The following is an 18807-nucleotide window of genomic DNA, read 5'->3' as shown; positions in this document are numbered from 1 at the left end:
CGCCGGAGCGCGCACCTGGGGTAGTCTCGCGGCATGGAAATAACGTGGTTCGGGACGCGCCTTGCTGCGCTCGCCGCCCTGGCCTGGGGGAGCGCCTGCGGCGGCCACGTCGTCGTCGACGGGACGCCCGACGGGTCGGGAGGCGCGGGCGCGGCGAGCAGCGCCGCGACGAGCACCAGCGCGAGCTGGGCGAACACCTCGGCCTCGGCGAGCACCACCGGCGCGGGCGGCGGCGACCTGGCGACGACCTGCCTGTCCTACTGCGAGCTGGTCGCGGCGACGTGCCCGCGGGACCTGGGCGAGTGCAGCGCGTTCTGCGGGACGCTGCTGTCCCAGGCGCCGGAGTGCCACGAGCTCCTCGTACCGGTCTTCGAGTGCGCGAGGACCACGGTGGAGCAGTGCGACTTCCCCGCGCGCGAGTGCTCGGTGCTCGTGTCCGCGTACGAGGAGTGCGTGTTCGGCGCCGACTGATCGGACACCGAGCGCGCCGGCGGCGCGGGGGCCCGGCGTCCGCGCGGGCGCGGCGGCCCGCGTCGAGCCGACGCCTCGCCGAGCTCATGACGCGCTCGCGCCGGAGCGCGCACCTGGGGTAGTCTCGCGTCCCATGGAGAACTCGCGGCTCGGGACGCGCCTTGCTGCGCTCGCCGCCCTGACCTGGGGGAGCGCCTGCGGTGGTCACGTCGTCGTCGACGGGATGCCCGACGGATCGGGAGGCGCGGGCGCGACCAGCGCCAGCGCGGTCAGCGTCGGCGTCGGCGTGACCAGCGCCAGCGCGGTCGGCGTCGGCGTGACCAGCACCAGCGCGGGCTGGACGACCACCTCGGCGGTGACGAGCTCGTCCACGGGGGTGGGCGGCGGCGACGCCTGGTCCATGTGCATGGGCTATTGCGAGCTCGTCGAGGAGAACTGCGCGCCGGTGTCGCCGGACGGCTGCGTCGCGGAGTGCGACCGGCAGCTCGCCGAGGCGCCCGAGTGCAACGACCTGCTCGTCCCGGTCTTCGAGTGCGCGATGCCCAGCGCGAGCCGGTGCGACCTCATCCCGGCCGCGTGCCAGCCGGACCTGCAGCGGTATGCCATGTGCGCGTCCGGCTCCGGATCCGGCTGCGAGCCGCTCGCGTGCGCCGGCGGCGGCGACAGGACCTGCCATTGCAAGGGCTCGTGCTCGGGCGTGAACGTCGCTGCCGAGTGCCGCCCCAGCGGGCCCATGGGGGTCGTCTGCTCCTGCTTCGTCGACGGCACGGAGGTGCTCGCCTGCGACGACTTCGGCCCCGCGTGCGGTCTCGCCGAAGGCTGTTGCGGGCCGATCTTCGAAGAGCTCCGCTGAGGGGCGCGCGCGGCGTTCGCCATGGAGGACGAGCAGGGGAGCGGGCAGGGCGGGGCGCTCGCCGAGGCGCTCGCGGGCTGGGTGGGCGCGCGGATCGACGCGGCGCACGCGAACCCCGCGACGGGGCTCGTCGCGCTCGCGGTGTACGCCGGGGCGCGGCGCGTGCTCGGCGCCGGCATCGGGCCGCGCGTGGCCGGGGCAGGGGTCCTGCCGCGGGCGCCGAGGCTCCGCGCCGGCGCCTCGCACCCGCTGGTCGCCGCGATGCGGGCGCACCTCGTCGGCCGCAGCGTGCTGGCCATCGAGGTGCGGCGCGACGGGATCGCCGTGGTGGCGGGAGAACCGCTGCCGGGGGAAAAAGATGGTGAGGACGAAATCGAGGCCGAGGCGGCGCGCGGGCCAGGGGGCCGGCCGGAGCTCGCGCCGGGGCCTCGGCCGGAGCTCGCGCCGGGGGCGCGGCTGGAGCTCGCGCCGGGGCGCCGCGGCGAGGCGCGGCTGCTCGACGCCGCCGGCAACCTGATCCTCCGCTGGCCCCCGCAGGGGGGCGACCCGCCGGCGGAGGTCGCCTACCCGGCGGATCCGCTGGCCGCCGGCGCGGCGCTGGTCGAGGCGAGCGACGCCGCGGCCGCCGCGCAGGAGAAGGCGGCGCTCGCGCGCGCGGTGAAGACGCGGCGCGCGGCGCTCGAGCGCCGGGCCGAGGCGGTGCGCGGCGATCTCGGGCGGCTGGGGAGCGTCGCGCGCCTCCAGAAGACGGGGCAGCTCCTGCTCGCGCAGGGCGCGCGGGTGCCGCGGGGCGCCGCCAGGGCGCTGCTCGACGACTGGGAGACGGGCGGCACGATCGAGGTCGCGCTCGACCCGGCGCGCCCCGCGAAGGCGCAGGCCGAGGCCTTCTTCGCGAAGGCGCGGCGCTACCAGCGCGGCGAGGCGGTGATGCGCGCGCGCCTCGTCGAGACCGAGCGCGCCCTCGAGGCGGTCGCCGCGCTCGAGGCGGACGTCGCGGCGGCGGAGGCGCGGCCCGAGGCGCTCGAGCCGCTCGCGCAGCGCGCGCGCTCGCTCGGCGTCTCGCGCGCGGAGCTCGCCGGGGTGGGCGCCGCGGGCGGCGCCGCCGAGCCGGGCGCGTCCGGGGCCCACGGCGCCCGCGGCGCCCGGGCGGGGCGGGCTGCCCCGCGGCTGCCGTTCCACGCGTACCGGAGCGCGTCCGGCGCCGCGATCCTCGTCGGCCGGGGCGCCGAGGACAACGACGCGCTGACGACGAAGCACGCGCGGCCGCACGACCTCTGGCTGCACGCGAAGGGCGTCACGGGGTCGCACGTCATCGTGCCGCTCCCGAAGGGCGCGAGCTGCCCCGCCGACGTGCTCGTGGACGCGGCGACGCTGGCGGCGCACTTCAGCGACGCGCGCGGCGAGGCGGTGTGCGAGGTGAGCTACGTCCAGCGCCGCTACGTGCGCAAGCCGCGCGGCTCGGCCCCCGGCGCGGTGACGTACGACCGGGAGAAGGTCATCGCCGTCCGCATCGAGGCAGAGCGCCTGTCGCGGCTGCTCGCGACAAAGGACGAGGGCTGACGCCGGGTCCACGGGGCGACGGTCACGCGCGGCGCGGGCCACGCCCTCGGCGGCGCGGGCCACGCCGGCCTCTCGCGGCCGCCCTCAGGCGGCGAACGCCGCCCGGACCTGGTCGTTCAGGTGGGCGAGCCGGCGCGCCGGGAGCTCTGCGGCGCGGGCGAGCGACTCGATGACCGCGCGCTCCGCGTCGGAGACCCCCTCGCTCGCGTGGGCCACGGCCAGCGCGACGATGATGCCCTCCTCCACCGCGTCGCAGTCCATGAGGATCTCCGCCAGCAGGCGCACCCGGGGCTCGACGCCCGCCGCGGCGATCACCTTCAGGCTCGCCTCGATGAGGTAGCGGACGAGCTCCGCGTTGAGCTGGGTGCCGAGCATCGGCTCGATGAGCTGCCGCAGGGCGTCGATCTCCTCGGCGTCCACGGTGCCGTCGGCGTTCGCCACGAGCGCGCCGAGGTCGACGATCGGGGTCGGGTTGTACTCGTTCAGATCGAAACGAGCGCGGAGCAGGCCGGCGGCCTGCTCGACGAGCGCGGGGGGCTTCATGCGGCCTCCGATCCGGCGATTCGCCTCATGACTTGCCACCTCTCGGCGCGCGGCGCCGCACCGTCTCGGCCTCGGGGAGGCCGAGGCAGAGCTGCGCCCGGAGCGCGCGCAGCCCCGCGAGCACCTCGGCCGACGCCGACTCGGCCTCGGCCTTCTCGATGGCCGCGTCGAGCGTCGCGAGCCTGCCTGTCTGGAGCGCCTTGAGCGAGTAGGTCATCTGCACGAACGTGTCGAACAGGTCGCCGAGCTCATCGCCCTTGCGCAGCCCTTCCCCGATGGTGAGCCGCGTCGTGCCGACCTGCCGGCACAGGCGCTTCATCTGGTGGACCGGCCCCACGATGCGCTGGGTGATGAAGATCCCGAGCACGCCGAGGACGACGAGGAGGAACGCGCCGCCGCCGATGAGGATGTTGAGCAGGCGCTGGCGCAGCCCCTCGACCTCGGAGCGCCGCTTCGCGACCTCGGCGAGGTTGCGCTCGTGCTCGCGGTTGGTCTTCTCGAGCTCCTCGTCGAGCGTGCTGCCGAGCTCGGATCCTTCGCCCCCGAGCGCGGCGGTGCTCATCTTCAGGATCTTGGCGCTGTTGGCGGCTTCCTTGAGCGCGAGCTCCGCCTGGGTGGCCGCGTACTGCGCCTGTTCGTTCGCGACGCTCGCGGTCTGCCAGACGACGAGGCCGAGCACCACCATCACCGCGAGCACCACCGAGACAAGGAGCCCCGTGTACTTGAGCTGGAATCGCGGGTTCAGGAGCAGCTTGCGGCGGGCGGCCGGGCGGGCTGTGGCGCGATCCTGGGCGGGAGAGGTCATGAGGTCTCGTCAGCGGGCGGACGGCATCACCGCCTGCACAGGACAGGGCACGAGCGGGGGGAGGCCGCGCCGGTGCGACCCCCTGAAACGCGCTGCGGTCCCCACTGGTACCCCATTCCTCGCGCCCGTCGCAAGGCCCATTCAGCCGCCGGGAGCCCCTCGAAGCGCTCCCGCGCCGTGCCGCGGGCGGCCCGCGCACCGTCGTCGCCCCTGCGCGGCGCCCGCTGCAGGCGTCCCGTGGCCGTGCCCGCTCGGGTCGCGGGATGCGGCGTCCTGCCTGAGCCGGTGGCCTGCGCGGAGCGGGTCAGGCACATCGCCTGGAGGCGGAGCGGGGCCCCTCCTAGGCTTGCGACGCCATGCCCGCGCGCGACCATCATCATGACCAGGTGCGCCAGGCGCTCGTCAAGGACGGCTGGACCATAACGCACGACCCCCTGCGCCTCAGGTGGGGCCAGAGAGATATGTTCGTGGATCTCGGCGCCCAGCAGCTCCTCGCGGCGGAGAAGAGCGAGAGGAAGATCGCCGTCGAGATCGAGAGCTTCGCCGGACCGTCGCTCATCGACGATCTGGAGAAGGCGATCGGACAGTTCGTGCTGTACCGCGACGTGCTCGCCACGTGGAGCCCGAGCGTGTCCTGTATCTCGCCGTGACAGAGTTCATCTATCTCGATCTCTTCGCGGAGCCTGTCGGGCAGCTCCTCCGCAAGATCTGGATCCAGCGCGACGGGACCGAGCGCGGCATCGCGCGCGAGCTCATCCGTGAAGGCATCCCGCCCGAGCGCGTCGTGCTCGCCTTCCGCCCGTCCGGCGCGCGGCCGTACTCCGAGTTCCAGGCGGCCTGAGCTCTCCGATGAGCTGAGCCTGGCGGGGCGCGACGGGCCGAGGTGGGGGACGCGCGCGGCGAGCCGGGGCCGGCAGCGCTGGAGGCGGGGACGCGAGAGGCGGAGGCGGGGGATGAGGCGGCGAGGCGGCCTGGTACGAGCGGAGCCCTGGCAACACGTCTGACCGGGAGCCCTGGTGACACTTGCTTGAGCTATGGGCCCATGCTCCGGGAGGACCGGCTGCCTTCGCCGCCGACGCCTCCAGGACGCGATTGCGGTGTGCATGACGCGATTGCGGCGTGACAGCGGCCGGGCGTATCCTACCGCTCCGGTTACGCGCGTGGCTTCGGTCGTTCGCGCGAGCGTTCGAAAAGGAGCAGAGCGTGAAGCATTTTTGCGTCCTCGGATTGGCCTTGTTGGTGGGGGCATTCGTCGCGTGCAGCAACAGCGAGGAGCCGACACCCCCGGACGAAGGGGAGGGGGGAGGTGGCGGCAACGAGGGTGCGTGCGCAACCGACGGCAACGGCACGGTCACCATCGAGGTGACCGGGCTACCGTCGGGGGTGGACGGCAGCGTGGAGGTCGCGCGCCGCGACTCGCGGCAGGCTGTGACCGAGACAGCGACGCTGATGGATCAAGGGGCGGGCACCTACGCGGTGACGGCGATGCGTGTCACCGACGACGATCCGATCGTCCGCACCGTCTACGAGCCGACGGTCTGGAAGGGCTTGTTCTGTCTCGAGCCGGACGTCGGCCACACCGTGACCGTGGAGTACAAGGCGATTCCGAGCAGCAACAAGCTCTGGACCAGCAATCTTCGAGGCTTTGCCTCCGCCCAGCTCGGTGCCAGCGGGGACGCGGACCCGAGCGTCGTCGGCGACGCGCCCATCGGCAAGGACGTGGCGTTCGACCGCGATGGCAATCTGTGGTCGCTCGGCGCAACGCTGGCGGAGAAGATGCTCGTGCGCATTCCCGCGGAGAACCTCGCAGCCTCGGGCAATAACACGTTCGACCGCGAGATCGACGTGCCCCAGATCGAGTGCATACCGGCGCTCAAGTCGATGGCGTTCGACCGCAGCGGCAATCTCTGGCTCGGCGCGTGTGACGGCAATATCCTCGAGATCCCGGCGGAAGCTCTCGCGCGCTCGGGCGATGCGACGGCCGGCACCGTGATATCCGGCGTGAGCGACAGCGCGGATCTGGCCTTCGACGCGGCGGGGAACCTGTGGGTCGCGACGGGCGACGCCATCCTGCGCTACGACGCCGAGCGACTCGCCGCCTCGACCAGCGACGACGCGGATCTCACGCTCACGCCGCGCGACGCGGAGGACAGCCGCGATCTCGGCACGACTGGGCTCGCCTTCGACGAAGGCGGGAACCTGTGGGGCTTCGACTTCGGTAGCAATTCGATCTTCGAGCTGGGCGCGTCCGAGCTCGAGGGCACCGGCAGTCAGACGGTGACCTCGCGCGTGAGCTTCGTGGTCGGCGTGCTCTCGCTGCTCGACCGAGGCGCCTTCGACGAAGGTGGTGGACTCTGGATCAGCTATGCGACGGACCAGCTTGCGCGGCTCAGCCCCGCCCAGCTCGGGGAGAGCAGCGGCACGGGCGATCCGGTCACTCCCGAGCTCATCGTCACGAGCGACACGCTCGACAGCGGGCTCAGGGGGGCGTTCTTTCCGGCGCCCGAGGCGCTGCCCCTCTACCACACGGCCCTCGGTGGGCGGAAACCGCGCTAGAGGCAACCGCAAGCGAGCGAGCCTTCGCGCACCGAAAAGCCGTCGGCGTCGGCGTCGTCGGTCCAGAAGAGCGGCTTGACGCCGCCGCTGCACTCCGCGTCCGGCGCGAGCGCGATGCCTTCGTTGTTGGAGTCCGGCAGCCCGCTGGGGTGCGTGAAGCGCCGCTCCAACACGAAGCGCCCGAGCGCGTCGTCGATACCGAACACGGCGGATTGGTTGTCGCACGTGTCGTCGCAGTGAGCCCACAAGCTCCCGGTGTCACGGTCGAACTCGAGCCCCATCACGCCCGCGAGCGGCGTCGAGATGCTGGCGACCAAGGTGGCCGCGCCGCTCTCGTGATTCAGCGCGAGAGCGTACACCTTGCCGGTCTCTTCCACGCCCACCAGAAACAGGCCGGCGCCGTGCTCGCCGTAGTCGCTCGGGACGTAAGCTCGGGCCTTGCTCTCGTCGAAGAAGTGGTGCGCCGTGAGCAAGCTGTCAGCCGCCCAAGTGACCGCTTCCAGACCCGCGTTCGCGTCGACCTCGGGCAAGAGGGCGGTGAGGTTCCACTCGTGAGTCGCGGTCAGCGTCGCTCCGGCGGCCGTCACGTCGTAGCGCAACACGGACAGCCGGCTCACGGACGGATCGTCCGTGTCGCGCTCGGCGCACACGTAGACGCCCGCGGCGCTCGTGGCGCCGAGCGTCACTCCCTCCGCGTCGGGCGTGCCCCTGCCGTTCGGGTAACGTAGCCGTTTGCCGGAGGCCCAGTCATTGGACGTGTCCGGCGCGTAGCTCCCTCCGCTCTTCAACAATCGAAACAGCTTGGCGGAGAGGTTGTCGGTCGCCCACAGCGCTCCGGGGGCCTCGTAGGCCAGCCCGCTCAGATCGCTCTCGAACGCGTCCTCGCTGTCGAGCGTGCGTACCTCGGTCTCGCCGGGCCACGGCGACAGCTGCGTCGAGCCCGCCGGGCACGCGCCGGCACCGCTCGCACCGCCGGCTCCGGCGCCGCCGCCAGCGTCCGCGGCGCCGGCCACGCCGGTCGAGCCCGCGACGGCCGCAGCGCCGCCGCTCGCTCCCGCAGCGCCTGTTTGTGCTGCGCTCCCGCTCGAGCCTCCTGCCGCGGACGCGGCGCCGGCCGCCGACGTACCGCCTGCTCCGCCCGACGGCGCTGGCAGAGGCGGCGCGCCAGAGCCGCTGTCGCACGCGGCCACCCATGCCATCGCGACGACGGTCGCGTAACACCGGAGGTTCATCGCGCTCGCTGCGCTTTCTTCCGAGGCGCCAGGAACAGCTCCTGCCAAGGAGACCATTGGGCGAGTGTACCCCGGTGAAGTACCACGGTTCAACGGACGCCGCCGAGCGCATGGAAATCATCGCCGGAAGCTGCGCCGTGCGGCTCGACGGGCAGAGCAGCTTCGAGGCATTCTCCGCGGGCGCGGCGTTCAGGCGCAGGGATCGGGCACGAACGCGCGCGAGGCGTAGTCGAAATGGGCGAAGTCGGCGGGGTGCTGCGTGCCAGCGAGATCCTGGCAGGCCATGCCCACGAACGCGCCGGTGAAGTTGGGCAGGCCCGGCATCGTCGCCTCGTCGGAGAGGATGCTCGCGTCGAACGGCTCGGGGAACCACACGAGCGGCCCTTGCCCGACACGATAGCCGAAGTAGAGGCGCTCGTAGTCGACCTCGACCCGCAACTCGACGGGCTGGCCCGGCGCGATCGGCACCGGCGGCGTGAAGGCGTCGAACACGAGCTGATCGGGGCGCCGGGACATCACGCGCAGGTGTTTGCCGTGCGTGTCGTCGTGCGAGACGTACAGGTAGTGGAACTTGGAGCTGTTGTAATAGGCCACGAGCCCCGCCATCTGCTGGAAGTGCTCCGGCTCGAACTCGACGACGGTCGAGGCGCTGTAGCAGAGCGACTCCTGGCGCCGCGCCACGAGCGCTTGCCGGAACCAGCTACCGATCGTCTCCCGCCCGAACAGGCGCAGGTAGCCGGGGCGCTGGCTCAAGCTGAAGAGCTCCTCCGGGTACGGTGAGCGCAGCCACTGGAACGCGAGCGGCAGCTCCTTGCCGTCGAAGCGCTCGCGCGCCGGGGGGCGCTCGAACCCGTGCGGCGCGAGCTCCGGCGCGAGCACGTCCACCTCCGGCAGCCCGCTGCCATCGAAGGTGCGCAGCCAGCCGTCGTCGCACCAGCGCATGCGAGCGATCGCCGTCTCGCGGCCCAAGGTGCAGCGGCCTCGGTTGTGCAGCGGCCGCCCGCACAGGTACACCATGTAGACGTCTCCGCTCGGCGTCTCGACGAGGTCGGCGTGGCCCGCGCGCTGCAGCGGGAGATCGGGCCGCAGGCGCGAGGAGAGAATGTACTTCTCGGGGTGCAGCTCGTAGGGGCCGGTGATCTGCTTCGAGCGCGCCATCGTGACGGCATGGTTCCAGGCCGTGCCGCCCTCGGCCGTGATCAAGTAGTAATAGCCGTCGCGCTTGTAGAGGTGGGGCGCCTCGGTGAGCCCGAGGCTCGTGCCCTGGAAGACGTTGCGGCGCTTGCCGATCAGCTTGCCTTCGCGCTCCGAGTACTCCTGCAGCACGATGCCGGCGAAGGGGTTGGCGAGCGGGCGGTGGTCCCACAGCATGTTGACCAGGTACTTTCGACCATCGTCATCGTGAAACAGCGAGGGATCGAAGCCGCTGCTGTTCAGATAGACCGGGTCTGACCAAGGGCCGTCGATGCGCGGGCTCGTCACGACATGGTTGTGCGTGTCGCGCAGCGACGCGCTGCCGTCCCGCAGGGAGCGCCCGTAGCGCTTCACGTCCGTGTACACGAGGTAGAAGCGGCCGCCGTGGTAGCTCAGGCACGGCGCCCAGATGCCGCACGAGTCCGCGTCGCCCAGCATGTCGAGCTGGCTCGCGCGCGTCAGCGGGCGGGTCACGAGCCGCCAGTTCACCAGGTCCCGCGAGTGGTGGATCTGCACGCCGGGGAACCACTCGAACGTGGACGTCGCCACGTAGTAGTCCTCACCGACACGGACGATGGAAGGGTCGGGGTTGAACCCCGGCAGGATGGGGTTATGAATGATCCGGTTCTGGCTCATGGGGCGAGAGTCTTAGCATTGCTGCGGGGAGTCGCCCCTGATCGGCAGAAAAACCGCTATGCGCCAGGGGCGCCAAGGGGAGAGAGGAATGCCAACTCCACCCTCACAGGTCGAACAACGTCCCCTGTCGGCTCGGCCGCCGGAACGTCGACTCGCCTTCTCCCTCGCGCACCTCGTCGCCCACGCGCGCCGCGTTCAGCCCGAGGCGCTGGCAGTGGACCTCGAAGAGCCGCTGGATCGCCGCCCAGCGCGGGCCTGCGCCCTGGAAGCGCGCCCCGAAGGCGGCCTCGTTCATCTTGCCGCCGCGCATCTCCTGGATCCCGCGGCGGACCTTGCCGGCGCGGTCCGGGAAGGCCTCCTCGAGGCGCTCGTCGAAGACGGGGAGCACCTCGCGCGGCAGGCGCAGCGGCATCATGAAGGCGGTCTGCGCGCCGGCGTCCCGGGCGCGCTCGAGGAGCTCGGGGACGTCGCTGTCGTTCAGGCCGGGGATCATGGGCGACAGGGAGATGCCCGTCGGCACGCCCGCGTCCGAGAGGGCGCGCATCGCCTCGAAGCGGAGCGACGAGCGGCTCGCGTACGGCTCCATCTTGCGGGCGACCGCGTCGTCGGCGAAGGGGATGCTGAGGTGGACACGGGCGCGGGCGCGCCGCGCGAGCTCGCCGAGCAGGGCCACGTCGCGCCGCACGAGCGCGCCCTTCGTGATGAGCCCGACGGGGTTCCGGAAGGCGAGGCAGACCTCGAGGCAGCGGCGGGTGAGCTCGTAGCTCGCCTCGAGGGGCTGGTAGCAATCGACGTTGCCGGAGAACACGATCGTGTCGCCCTGCCACCCCTTGTGGGAGAGCTCCTTCTCGAGCAGCTCGGGCGCGTTCGCCTTGACGACGATCTTGCGGTCGAAGTCCGTCCCGGCGCCCCACCCGAGGTACTGGTGCGAGGGGCGTGCATAGCAGTAGGCGCAGGCGTGGATGCAGCCCCTGTACGGGTTGACGCTGAACCGGAAGGGCAGGTCGGGGCTGTCGTTCGAGGTGATGATGGAGCGGGCCTGCTCCTCGAAGACCTGCAGCGTCGCCGGGGGCGCCTCTTCGAGGTACTCGACCTGCGTCGACGACCACGGGTTCGGAGGGTTGTTCACGGGGCGCGGCATGGTGCGGGCGGCGCCGGGCGAGGGGCCGGTCGCCGCGAGCGGAGTGTAGCGCTTTCTCGGCGGGGTGGGAGCATTTGTTCAGGTGAGCCCGGTGAGCGCCGGCGTGGCGGGCTGAGCGGAGGCGGAGGGCGCGGCGGGGGAGGGGGGAGCGGATTGACAGGGCAGGGAGGCCCTGCTCGCATGGGCGCCTCCAGGAGCTTTGAGAGGGACAAGATGGCCAATCCGACACAGCCCGGGTTCGATCTTCGCAGCACCTACCTGCACCTCGCCGACGGGGGCGATGCGTTGCCCATCGAGGTGAGGCCGACGTTCTGGCAAGAGCTGATGTCCGGCGACGCCAGCGCCGAGGACGTCCGGCGGGTCGCGCACGCGGGCGGCTGGCTGGTGACGACGTTTCACCTCGTCGAGGACATGCAGCAATGGGAGATGCACCCGGCCGGGGACGAGATCCTGTACCTCCTGTCGGGCGCGAGCGACATCGTGCTGCAAGAGCAGGGCAGCGAGCGGGTCGTCGCGCTGCGGGCCGGCACGGCGTGCAAGGTCCCGCAGGGCGCGTGGCACCGGTTCATCGTCCGGGAGCCGGGAGATCTCCTGGCGATCACGTACGGCAAGGGGACGCAGCACCGGCCGCTGTAGCGGGGCTGCGGCGATCCCGCCGTCGGGCGCTCACGGTTCGGGCGTTGCCGGGCCGCCCGAGAGCGCGACCGGTGCGTGCGCCGGCCAGCGCGCCAGCTCAGGGCGGCCCGGCCGCGGCATGATCCATGAGCGTGTCGAGGAACCGCGCCGCATGTACGGAGGCCGCGCGCACCTTGTTCGGGTCGATCAGCCCGATCAGCTCGAATCCGTGATGTTTCGCGTACTTACCCTTGGTCTTGGACTCCCTGGTCGCCCGCTCGAGCGCCTCGTAGAGGTCTCTCTTCGCGACCAGCTCGACGTTCTTCTGACGGGGTAGCGCATCCTTCCGGAATCCCTGCTTGTAGTACGCTGCGAGCGACTCCGCGTCGGCGACCAGCCAGGCCTCCATCGCTTGCACCATCAGGTGAAGCTGCTCATCGCGCACGCCATCCGGCCTTGGCCACTGGTCTCCCTCGCGTCTGGAGACATGGTCCCAGGTTGAGATCCCGGACTTCACGGGCTCCTCGCTGTCCACGAGCAGAATGCACAGCGCGTGCGGGTGGCTCTTCAGCGCGCGTTTGAAATCGTCGAACGCCTCCTTGCGACTGCCGCATGCGATGACCTTCGGCTTGCCGCGCCCACCGAGGACCTTCTCGAACAGCTTGCTGAAGCCTTCGCGAAGGGGCTCCTGAGCCCGCCTCGAGGCGCCGCCCCCCTCCACGTAGACGCGCACGGCTACCATCTCGTGCCCCCGAGCTCGCCTTTGCGCCAGAGCTCACCGAGCGCGTACGTTTCCAGCCATGTCGAGAGAGCGTCCCGCGTGAGGCGCCGCATGGTCGTCCGACCTGCGTGGCGCTCGCAGACGATCACGGCCTCTGGCCTGTCGGAGAGCGCATCGACGAGGACGTCCGAGTGTGTCGTCACCACGAGCTGCGTGCGCTCGGACGCGCCCACGAGGAGGCGTGCGAGCGCGGGCATCAGATCCGGATGCAGGCCGAGCTCCGGCTCCTCGATGCACACGAGCGGCGGCGGCGCCGGATCGAGCAGGATGGCGAGCAGCGCAAGCCAGCGGAGCGTGCCGTCGGAGAGGCGCGTCGCCGGGATGGTCCAGCGCTCTTCTTCGAGGAAGACCTGGACGGTGCTCCCCTCGATCTGCACAGAGAAGTCGACCACTCCATCGAAGACCTGCTGCAGAGCTTCGATCAGCGCCCGCTTGGTGGGTACATCCCGGCGGAACCGATTCAGGATCAAACCGAGGTTCTGTGCATCTTCGCGCAGGTGATCGGTCGGCAGATCGGGAGGCTGTGGGCGCCGGGGGGACGAGAGGCGGCCGAATCCCCAGTCGCGGTAGAGCCGGATCTTGCTGTACTGATCGCCGATGAACGAGAGCTCCGGATACTGATCTGGATCCTTGCGCTGCGAGAGGATGGACTGCTGCGGGTCGATGTCCTCGCGCCGGAGCTCGCGCTTGCCGTTTTTCGTGTTGAGCGTCGGGCGCCCATGCTCGTAACCGAAGTGGAGGCCATTGCTGGTCTCACCGGCCGATGACTTCTCGCTCTCGATGCGCTCGTCGACGATCTCCAGGCGCGCTCCTACCTCGGTGAAGGAGAGCCGGTGGCGCAGGTTCCAGCCCGACTCCGGCCTGTAGGCGAGGATGGCCTCCACCTCGGCCGTCGCACCCGGCTCACCCCTCCAGATCCACGCGCTCACCCCTCCGCCCTGTCGCACCGGGGCGAGCAGATCCGTGGGTGCGGCGTGGAGAAGGTCGATGGCCTCGATGAAGTTCGACTTCCCCGAACCGTTCGGGCCGATGAGGACGTTCAGGTTGCTGAGCTCGATCGCATCGGTGCCAGGACCGAACGAGAGGAACCGATCGAGCCGCAGACTCTCGAGGAGCATGCGCCGAACTCTACTCGGATCGTCCTCACGAGCGCCACCCGGTGCGCCAGTCCGGCGCGGCGCAACGCCGGCGCCCGCGCCGCCCTCAGCCCCGCCCGGCGTAGCGGCGGTGGTCGACCATGAGGCAGCGGCTCTGCACGACCAGGATGCCGGCCTCGACCAGCCGCTCGGCCACCTGGTCGTTCTGGATTCCGCTCTGCAGCCACACGGCGCGCGGCCGCGCGGCGAGCAGGTCGTCGAGGTGCCCGGTGACGTCCTGGCTGCGCCGGAAGACGTCGACGATGTCGATGGGGCCCGGGACGTCCGCCACGCGGCGGTAGACCTGCTGGCCGAGGATCGTCTTCGCGTCGGGGTAGTAGACAGGGACCGGGATCACCTCCACGCCCGCGCTCTTCAGGTAGCTCGGGACGTAGAAGGCGGGCTGATCCGCCTGCGCCTCGGTCTTGATGCCGAGCACGGCGACGCGCCGCGCCGAGCGGACCAGCTCCGCCACCCGGGCCTCGTCGTGGCTGATGTCGCGAATGTCGTTCATGCGGCGAGTGTACGCCCGCCGAGCCGGCGCGGCACCCCGCACGGCCGGGGGCGGGGGACCCCTGAACCGCCGGGCCGGCGCCCTGCTCCGTCCTCAGTACTTGTACACCTCGGCGAAGATCGAGCGGCGCATGAGGCTGTTCGTCGTCGTCTCGCGCACCCACGCGGCGATCCCGGTCCCGTTCGGGCCAAAGGCCACCGCCGGCTCCGCGTGCTCGGCAGCGTTGTCGTCCTCCAGCGCGTGGGCCTCCGTCCATCCCAGCGCGGGCGACAGCTCGCTGGCGAAGATCGACGGGAGGGCGGCCGATTTCTGCGCCCACACGGCGAGCCCGCGCCCTGCCTCGTCCACGGCGACCTCGGGGCCGCCCACGCTATTTTCGTCGGTCGAGAGCTTGTCGGCTGGTCGGAAATTCGCCCCCGAGAAGCGCCGCGCCCAGATCGCGCAGGCGGGACCGCACTGCCGGAACACCACGACCCCTTCACCCTCCTGATTCATCGCGACGGAGTAGTCGCTCGCGATCTCGCCCGCGGTGTCCACGCCGGTTGCGCCGGTCCACGCGCCCCCTGAATACGAATTGGCGATGACGTGCGACTCCGATCCGGTCGAGCCGCGCTGGAGGAATACAACCATCGCGTTCCCGTTGCGGTCCATCACGACGCGGGGGCTCAGGTGATCGAGCGTGTCGTCCGTCTCCAGCGGCTTCGGGTCTTCCATGCTGCCGTCGTGGGTCGTCAGATCGTAGGTGACCACGTTGCCCAGCACGTTGAGACGCTCGCCATCCGACTGGTGCCACGCTGCCACCGCGCGCAGCGTCGTGCCCACGGTCGAGACGCCGACAGCCGTGCCGCTGGCGCTGGTGGTGCTCCCCGACACCTTCACCGGTGTTCGCCAGCCCTGCCCGTTCTCGTAGATGGCCAGGTATCCCTCATGCGACGAGTTGTCGCTGATGCGCACGTCAATCCCCACGACGGCATGGCCGGCGGGGGTCATCGCGACCGTCATCGATTGTTGCACGAGCCCCGCCGTGCCCTCGGCGACCGTCTCGACCGGGCTCCACCCGGCGGGCCATCCGAGCGATGCGGTGAACCGCCTGGCGAACACGGCGCCACCCACCAGGTGCGAGTACCAGACGACCATCCCGTTGCCCTCGGCGTCGACGGCCACCCTGGCGTTCACGCCCTCCGAGGTCGCGTCGTTGAGCTGCAGCAGCGAGTCCCAGCTGTCGCTCTCCTTGACATAGCGGCGCGCCCAGACGGTGCCCTGATCATAGAACACGAGCAGCGCGTCGCCGCTGGCCGATACCGCGACTTGCGGGAAGAAATTCGAGATCTCATTGGCGAGATCGTCATGACCGACGCGCTCGAACGTGTCCCAGTGGGGTGGGGTGGCTTCGCCCCCGGTACCGGCGTCGCCTGCCCCGCTCCCGCCAGTCGCGCCGCCTCCTCCGCTGCCCGCAGGACCGCCACCTGTGCCGTTGCCCGCAGGACCGCCACCGTGGCCCGCGGCGCCGTCCACGCCACCGGAGCTCGACGACGACTCGAAATCTCGCACCTTCGTTCCGCAGGCCGCGACGAGGACGAGCCCCAGAATCAAAGCCAGCTTGCGCCTGGCGCCCGACCCTCCATCGTGTCCGAAATGTTCGCGCATCATGCGTGAGGATGAGATCCGAACGACTCGGAGATGTCAATCCCGAGCAGCGCGACCTGCTCCGGCTTGACGAAGCACATTCATGCCCTCGGTTATGTATTGACTTCAGATTCACGCCTCGGAGCCGGGGGGGCGCGTTCAGAGATGTCGCGGCGCCCGGGCGCGAACGTCAAGGACGTGGGCGGAATCTCCTCGTCCACAACGTCAATATCGTGTCCATCAGGGATCGATCGGGCGGCGCAGGTGCTTTCGTGTCCGCGGTAAGACCGCGCCGGTGACCTGCTGTCCCAGGGCATGCACGGGATTCCTGATGACAGCCCCACACCGATCCTCGCGCCAGTGTCCGGGATGCGGGGATCCGGCGCCGGACTTCCGCAAGAGCTGTTACGTCTGCTGCTTCGAGCTCGGACGCAGATGACGGAGGGGATCGCGACCGTCGGCGGCGAGGCCGCCGTGGGCGCAGCGCGCTCGGCGCGCTACGGGTTGGCGAGCGAGATGTAGGTGCCGCCGTTGCCGAACCCGACGATGTCGGCGAAGCCGTCGGCGTTCACGTCCGCCAGGAGGCGCGGGTGCTGCTCGACACGCCAGCCTCCGGCGTCGTATCCGAAGTTGTCCACCCAGAGCTCGGCCCGGCTGAACGACGCGCCCGTCGAGAGCGACGTGTAGGCCCCTGCATTGCCGAATCCGACGATGTCCTGACGACCGTCGCCGTTCACGTCCGAGAGGAGGCGCGGATGCTGCTCGACACGCCAGCCCCCGGCGTCGTGGCCGTAGTTGCCGATCCACAGCTCCGGCGCCGAGAAGCTCGACCCGGTGGAGAGCGCCACGTAGACACCGGCGTTGCCGAAGCCGACGACATCGTCGCGGCCGTCGTTGTTGACGTCGGCCATGAAGCGCGGGTGCTGCTCGACGCGCCAGCCCCCGGCGTCGTGGCCGAAGTTGCCTGTCCACAGGGCGGGCGCGCCGAAATTGGGGCCGTAGAGCTTGCGCGCGCCCAGCGCGTCGAACCCCGTGATGCTCAGATCGGACGTCATCACCCCGTTGCACCACGGGTAGTGCATCGTGGAGCCGGCGTCGTACCTGGTCAGCGTGCGCCACTCTCCGCCCTCGACGCACGTTCCGCCGCTCTCCGCGCGCACGTGCTCGTGGCGCAGGCCAAGCACATGTCCGAGCTCGTGCGTGACCACGCCGGTGGTGGTCATGTTGGGCGCGTTCGTCTCGTAGAACGGGTTGGTGTCGAGATCGTTGTAATCGATGACGACGGTCCGCGCCACGCAACCGCCGCCCGACGGGAAGAACGAGCAGGCGCCCCCGCTGTTCCACGGCCTGACCGCGAAGACGACGTTCGTGTTCGCGTTGTTGCAGTCGCCGTTCTGCCCGGGGACATAGACGAAGTCGACATCGGCCTCGATCTCCCTCCCAGGCGCGGGCGGCGGCAGCCATCTCCGCGACCGCTCGCGCGTGGTTCGCCCCGAAGGCGTTGCTCACGCAGTAGGTGAGGTTCGTCTGCTGGCCCCCCCAGACGTCGTCCCGCGATCCCACCCGGTTCACCGTGCTCTTCGGCTGGCTGCGAACCCTGTCCGTCGAGATGCCGTACGCCACGTGCTGCTCGTATGATCCTGCGCATCAAGGACGTTGACTGCGATCTCGCTCACCGAGCGCGCGTCGTGCTTGAGCGCTCCGTCACGCAAGGGATTGCGTCGTTGCACAACGCGCAGCGCGCGGCGCGAGCTCCAGCGCGCAGATGGCAGGCGTCAGGGACCGCAGCGCGAGCTCCAGCGCGCTGAGGACGGGCGCCAGGGGCGCAGGGCAGCAGGCGCGCGGCGGCGCGCCGGCACGCGCGCTGCCGGCACGCGCGCTGATCCGCGCGAGCTCCCCGGTCTCCGCTTGTGGCAGACTCGTTGCGTGAACCTCGAACGGCTGCCCGCGCTCTGGGCCGACCTCGTCCGCTCCCCCGCCTCGCTGCCCGTGGCGCTGGGGATGTCGCTCGCCGTCCTCGCGCTCGGGCTCCTCGTCTACCGCCTCCTCTTCGCGTTGCTCGCGCGCATCGCGGACGCCACGCAGACGTCGCTCGACGACCTCCTCATCCGCCGCATGCGGCTCCCGGCGCGCCTGCTCGTCGCGCTGCTCTCGATGCACACGTTCATCGCCCTGCGCGGGGGCGACCTGCCCACGCTCCACAAGGGCGTGCTCCTCATGGAGCTCGCGCTCGCGTCGTACCTGGGCATCGAGGTCGCCGAGACCCTGGTCATCGACTTCTGGCTCGCCGAGCGCCAGAAGGTGCAGATCCCGGCGCTGGTCCGGCACCTCTTGCTCGCGATCCTCTACCTGGTCGCCGGCCTCTCGATCGTCGGCGCGGTCACCGGGGTCGACCTCGTGCCGCTGCTCGCGACGTCGACCGTCATCACGGTGGTCCTCGGCCTCGCGCTCCAGGACACCCTCGGCAACCTCTTCGCCGGGCTCGCCCTGCACTCGGAGCGGTCGTTCGGCGTGGGCGACTGGATCCTCGTCGACGGCGTCGAGGGGCAGGTGGTCTACGTCGGGTGGCGCTCGACGCGCCTCAGGACGTTCTCCGGGGACGTCGTCATCCTGCCGAACTCGGTCATCGCCAAGGCGCGCGTGCAGAACTTCTGCGCGCCGGACCGCCGGTGCGCGCGCAACATCGAGATGCTCGTCGCCCTCGCCGCCCCCCCCGAGGCCGTGGAGCGCGCCGCCCAGCGCGCCTGCGCGCAGGTGCCGGACGTCCTCGAGGATCCCGCGCCGAGGCTCTGGCTCGCGGCGGTCACGCCGCTCTTCCAGCGCTACGTCATCAAGTTCTGGATCGGCGACTTCGAGCGCCACGATCTGATCGAGTCCGAGGTCATGAAGGCGTTCTTCCGCGCCTGCCGCGAGGAGGGCATCGCGCTCAGCCCCGGCGCAGCGCAGGCGGGCCTCGCCGTCGAGCTGCACCCCGGCGCCCCCCCGACCATGGCCCCGCTTGTGCTGCCGGCGATCGTCGCTGCGCCCGCTTCGCCGCCGCCGACCGCCGCCCCGGCGGGCGCGGCCCTGACCGCCGCGTCGCCGACCGCCGTTCCATCGCCTACGGCCGCCCCTGACACGGCCTGATTTGGCTTGGTCCGGTCG

At 71.1% G+C, this 18807-nt stretch carries 19 protein-coding genes; 9 read left to right on the top strand and 10 right to left on the bottom strand.

The features are described 5' to 3' along the window. The first annotated feature begins 33 nt into the window (after nt 1-33). The 3 genes from WME76_RS25455 to WME76_RS25445 all read left to right on the top strand — a co-directional run bounded on the left by WME76_RS25455 (nt 34) and on the right by WME76_RS25445 (nt 2884). Nucleotides 34-471 (top strand): hypothetical protein, encoded by a 438-nt coding sequence (locus WME76_RS25455; RefSeq protein WP_437954874.1) that lies wholly within the window; start codon nt 34-36, stop codon nt 469-471. Nucleotides 472-604: 133 nt separating this feature from the next. Then, nucleotides 605-1324, top strand: coding sequence for a hypothetical protein (locus WME76_RS25450; RefSeq protein WP_437954873.1), 720 nt, complete (start codon nt 605-607; stop codon nt 1322-1324). Between the two features lie 21 nt (nt 1325-1345). Continuing rightward, nucleotides 1346-2884, top strand: a complete 1539-nt coding sequence (locus tag WME76_RS25445; RefSeq protein ID WP_437954872.1) for an NFACT RNA binding domain-containing protein — start codon at nt 1346-1348, stop codon at nt 2882-2884. Between the two features lie 84 nt (nt 2885-2968). Here WME76_RS25445 and WME76_RS25440 read toward each other — a convergent pair whose 3' ends face one another. Both WME76_RS25440 and WME76_RS25435 read right to left on the bottom strand, forming a co-directional pair. Further along, nucleotides 2969-3427, bottom strand: coding sequence for a tellurite resistance TerB family protein (locus WME76_RS25440; protein ID WP_061613874.1), 459 nt, complete (start codon nt 3425-3427; stop codon nt 2969-2971). Nucleotides 3428-3452: 25 nt separating this feature from the next. Further along, the gene (locus tag WME76_RS25435; protein WP_437954871.1) at nt 3453-4232 is read right to left on the bottom strand and encodes a HAMP domain-containing protein; all 780 of its coding nucleotides are present in this window, start codon (nt 4230-4232) and stop codon (nt 3453-3455) included. Between the two features lie 356 nt (nt 4233-4588). Between WME76_RS25435 and WME76_RS25430 the strand changes: the two genes are divergently transcribed. From WME76_RS25430 to WME76_RS25420, 3 genes are all read left to right on the top strand, one after another. Continuing rightward, nucleotides 4589-4882 carry an element excision factor XisH family protein gene (locus tag WME76_RS25430; RefSeq protein ID WP_437954870.1) on the top strand — a complete coding sequence of 98 codons (294 nt, stop codon included), beginning with the start codon at nt 4589-4591 and terminating at the stop codon, nt 4880-4882. Then, complete coding sequence (locus WME76_RS25425; RefSeq protein ID WP_437954869.1) at nt 4879-5073, top strand: element excision factor XisI family protein; 195 nt, start codon at nt 4879-4881, stop codon at nt 5071-5073. The genes WME76_RS25430 and WME76_RS25425 overlap by 4 nt, the downstream gene beginning before the upstream one ends. 278 nt (nt 5074-5351) lie before the next feature. Continuing rightward, nucleotides 5352-6788, top strand: coding sequence for a hypothetical protein (locus WME76_RS25420; protein ID WP_437954868.1), 1437 nt, complete (start codon nt 5352-5354; stop codon nt 6786-6788). Here WME76_RS25420 and WME76_RS25415 read toward each other — a convergent pair. Further along, nucleotides 6785-8020: a hypothetical protein gene (locus tag WME76_RS25415; protein WP_437962239.1), complete on the bottom strand. Its 1236-nt coding sequence runs from the start codon at nt 8018-8020 to the stop codon at nt 6785-6787. The two genes, WME76_RS25420 and WME76_RS25415, sit on opposite strands and share 4 nt — an antisense overlap. Between WME76_RS25415 and WME76_RS25410 the strand changes: the two genes are divergently transcribed. Further along, nucleotides 7981-8325: a pyrimidine/purine nucleoside phosphorylase gene (locus tag WME76_RS25410; protein WP_437954867.1), complete on the top strand. Its 345-nt coding sequence runs from the start codon at nt 7981-7983 to the stop codon at nt 8323-8325. The genes WME76_RS25415 and WME76_RS25410 overlap by 40 nt on opposite strands. Here the strand turns inward: WME76_RS25410 and WME76_RS25405 are convergent. Both WME76_RS25405 and WME76_RS25400 read right to left on the bottom strand, forming a co-directional pair. Continuing rightward, complete coding sequence (locus tag WME76_RS25405) at nt 8210-9850, bottom strand: glycoside hydrolase family 43 protein (RefSeq protein WP_437954866.1); 1641 nt, start codon at nt 9848-9850, stop codon at nt 8210-8212. The genes WME76_RS25410 and WME76_RS25405 overlap by 116 nt on opposite strands. A 103-nt stretch (nt 9851-9953) precedes the next feature. Further along, complete coding sequence (locus tag WME76_RS25400; protein WP_437954865.1) at nt 9954-10991, bottom strand: PA0069 family radical SAM protein; 1038 nt, start codon at nt 10989-10991, stop codon at nt 9954-9956. 213 nt (nt 10992-11204) lie between these two features. Here WME76_RS25400 and WME76_RS25395 point away from each other — a divergent pair, with 213 nt between their 5' ends. After that, a complete protein-coding gene (locus tag WME76_RS25395) occupies nt 11205-11627 on the top strand; it encodes a cupin domain-containing protein (protein WP_437954864.1) in 423 nt (140 codons plus the stop codon). 97 nt (nt 11628-11724) lie between these two features. Here the strand turns inward: WME76_RS25395 and WME76_RS25390 are convergent, their stop codons facing one another. The 5 genes from WME76_RS25390 to WME76_RS25370 form a co-directional block, all read right to left on the bottom strand. After that, nucleotides 11725-12339 carry a DUF4276 family protein gene (locus tag WME76_RS25390; RefSeq protein ID WP_437954863.1) on the bottom strand — a complete coding sequence of 205 codons (615 nt, stop codon included), beginning with the start codon at nt 12337-12339 and terminating at the stop codon, nt 11725-11727. A gap of 2 nt (nt 12340-12341) precedes the next feature. Next, nucleotides 12342-13505 (bottom strand): AAA family ATPase, encoded by a 1164-nt coding sequence (locus WME76_RS25385; RefSeq protein WP_437954862.1) that lies wholly within the window; start codon nt 13503-13505, stop codon nt 12342-12344. Nucleotides 13506-13590: 85 nt separating this feature from the next. Next, entirely contained in the window at nt 13591-14037 is a 447-nt protein-coding gene (locus tag WME76_RS25380; protein WP_437954861.1) for a CoA-binding protein, read from the bottom strand. 93 nt (nt 14038-14130) lie between these two features. Then, entirely contained in the window at nt 14131-15687 is a 1557-nt protein-coding gene (locus WME76_RS25375) for a hypothetical protein (RefSeq protein WP_437954860.1), read from the bottom strand. Between the two features lie 473 nt (nt 15688-16160). Beyond that, nucleotides 16161-17096 carry a M57 family metalloprotease gene (locus WME76_RS25370; protein ID WP_437962161.1) on the bottom strand — a complete coding sequence of 312 codons (936 nt, stop codon included), beginning with the start codon at nt 17094-17096 and terminating at the stop codon, nt 16161-16163. A gap of 493 nt (nt 17097-17589) precedes the next feature. On the opposite strand from WME76_RS25370, the gene WME76_RS25365 reads away from it, so the two are divergent. Further along, complete coding sequence (locus WME76_RS25365) at nt 17590-18789, top strand: mechanosensitive ion channel family protein (protein WP_437954859.1); 1200 nt, start codon at nt 17590-17592, stop codon at nt 18787-18789. Nucleotides 18790-18807: the final 18 nt, after the last annotated feature.

It is taken from the genome of Sorangium sp. So ce119 (assembly GCF_051524405.1).
Lineage (GTDB): Bacteria > Myxococcota_A > Polyangia > Polyangiales > Polyangiaceae > Sorangium > Sorangium cellulosum_G.
Note: the sequence above shows the minus strand (reverse complement) of the source record. Positions and strands in the feature narration are given on the sequence as shown.

Bases quoted from the DNA above. Each gene is read 5' to 3' on its own strand.
- WME76_RS25455 (WP_437954874.1), top strand. From the start codon at position 34: ATGGAAATAACGTGGTTCGGGACGCGCCTTGCTGCGCTCGCCGCCCTG.
- WME76_RS25450 (WP_437954873.1), top strand. From the start codon at position 605: ATGGAGAACTCGCGGCTCGGGACGCGCCTTGCTGCGCTCGCCGCCCTG.
- WME76_RS25445 (WP_437954872.1), top strand. From the start codon at position 1,346: ATGGAGGACGAGCAGGGGAGCGGGCAGGGCGGGGCGCTCGCCGAGGCG.
- WME76_RS25440 (WP_061613874.1), bottom strand. From the start codon at position 3,427: ATGAAGCCCCCCGCGCTCGTCGAGCAGGCCGCCGGCCTGCTCCGCGCT.
- WME76_RS25435 (WP_437954871.1), bottom strand. From the start codon at position 4,232: ATGACCTCTCCCGCCCAGGATCGCGCCACAGCCCGCCCGGCCGCCCGC.
- WME76_RS25430 (WP_437954870.1), top strand. From the start codon at position 4,589: ATGCCCGCGCGCGACCATCATCATGACCAGGTGCGCCAGGCGCTCGTC.
- WME76_RS25410 (WP_437954867.1), top strand. From the start codon at position 7,981: ATGCCATCGCGACGACGGTCGCGTAACACCGGAGGTTCATCGCGCTCG.
- WME76_RS25415 (WP_437962239.1), bottom strand. From the start codon at position 8,020: ATGAACCTCCGGTGTTACGCGACCGTCGTCGCGATGGCATGGGTGGCC.
- WME76_RS25405 (WP_437954866.1), bottom strand. From the start codon at position 9,850: ATGAGCCAGAACCGGATCATTCATAACCCCATCCTGCCGGGGTTCAAC.
- WME76_RS25400 (WP_437954865.1), bottom strand. From the start codon at position 10,991: ATGCCGCGCCCCGTGAACAACCCTCCGAACCCGTGGTCGTCGACGCAG.
- WME76_RS25395 (WP_437954864.1), top strand. From the start codon at position 11,205: ATGGCCAATCCGACACAGCCCGGGTTCGATCTTCGCAGCACCTACCTG.
- WME76_RS25385 (WP_437954862.1), bottom strand. From the start codon at position 13,505: ATGCTCCTCGAGAGTCTGCGGCTCGATCGGTTCCTCTCGTTCGGTCCT.
- WME76_RS25380 (WP_437954861.1), bottom strand. From the start codon at position 14,037: ATGAACGACATTCGCGACATCAGCCACGACGAGGCCCGGGTGGCGGAG.
- WME76_RS25375 (WP_437954860.1), bottom strand. From the start codon at position 15,687: ATGATGCGCGAACATTTCGGACACGATGGAGGGTCGGGCGCCAGGCGC.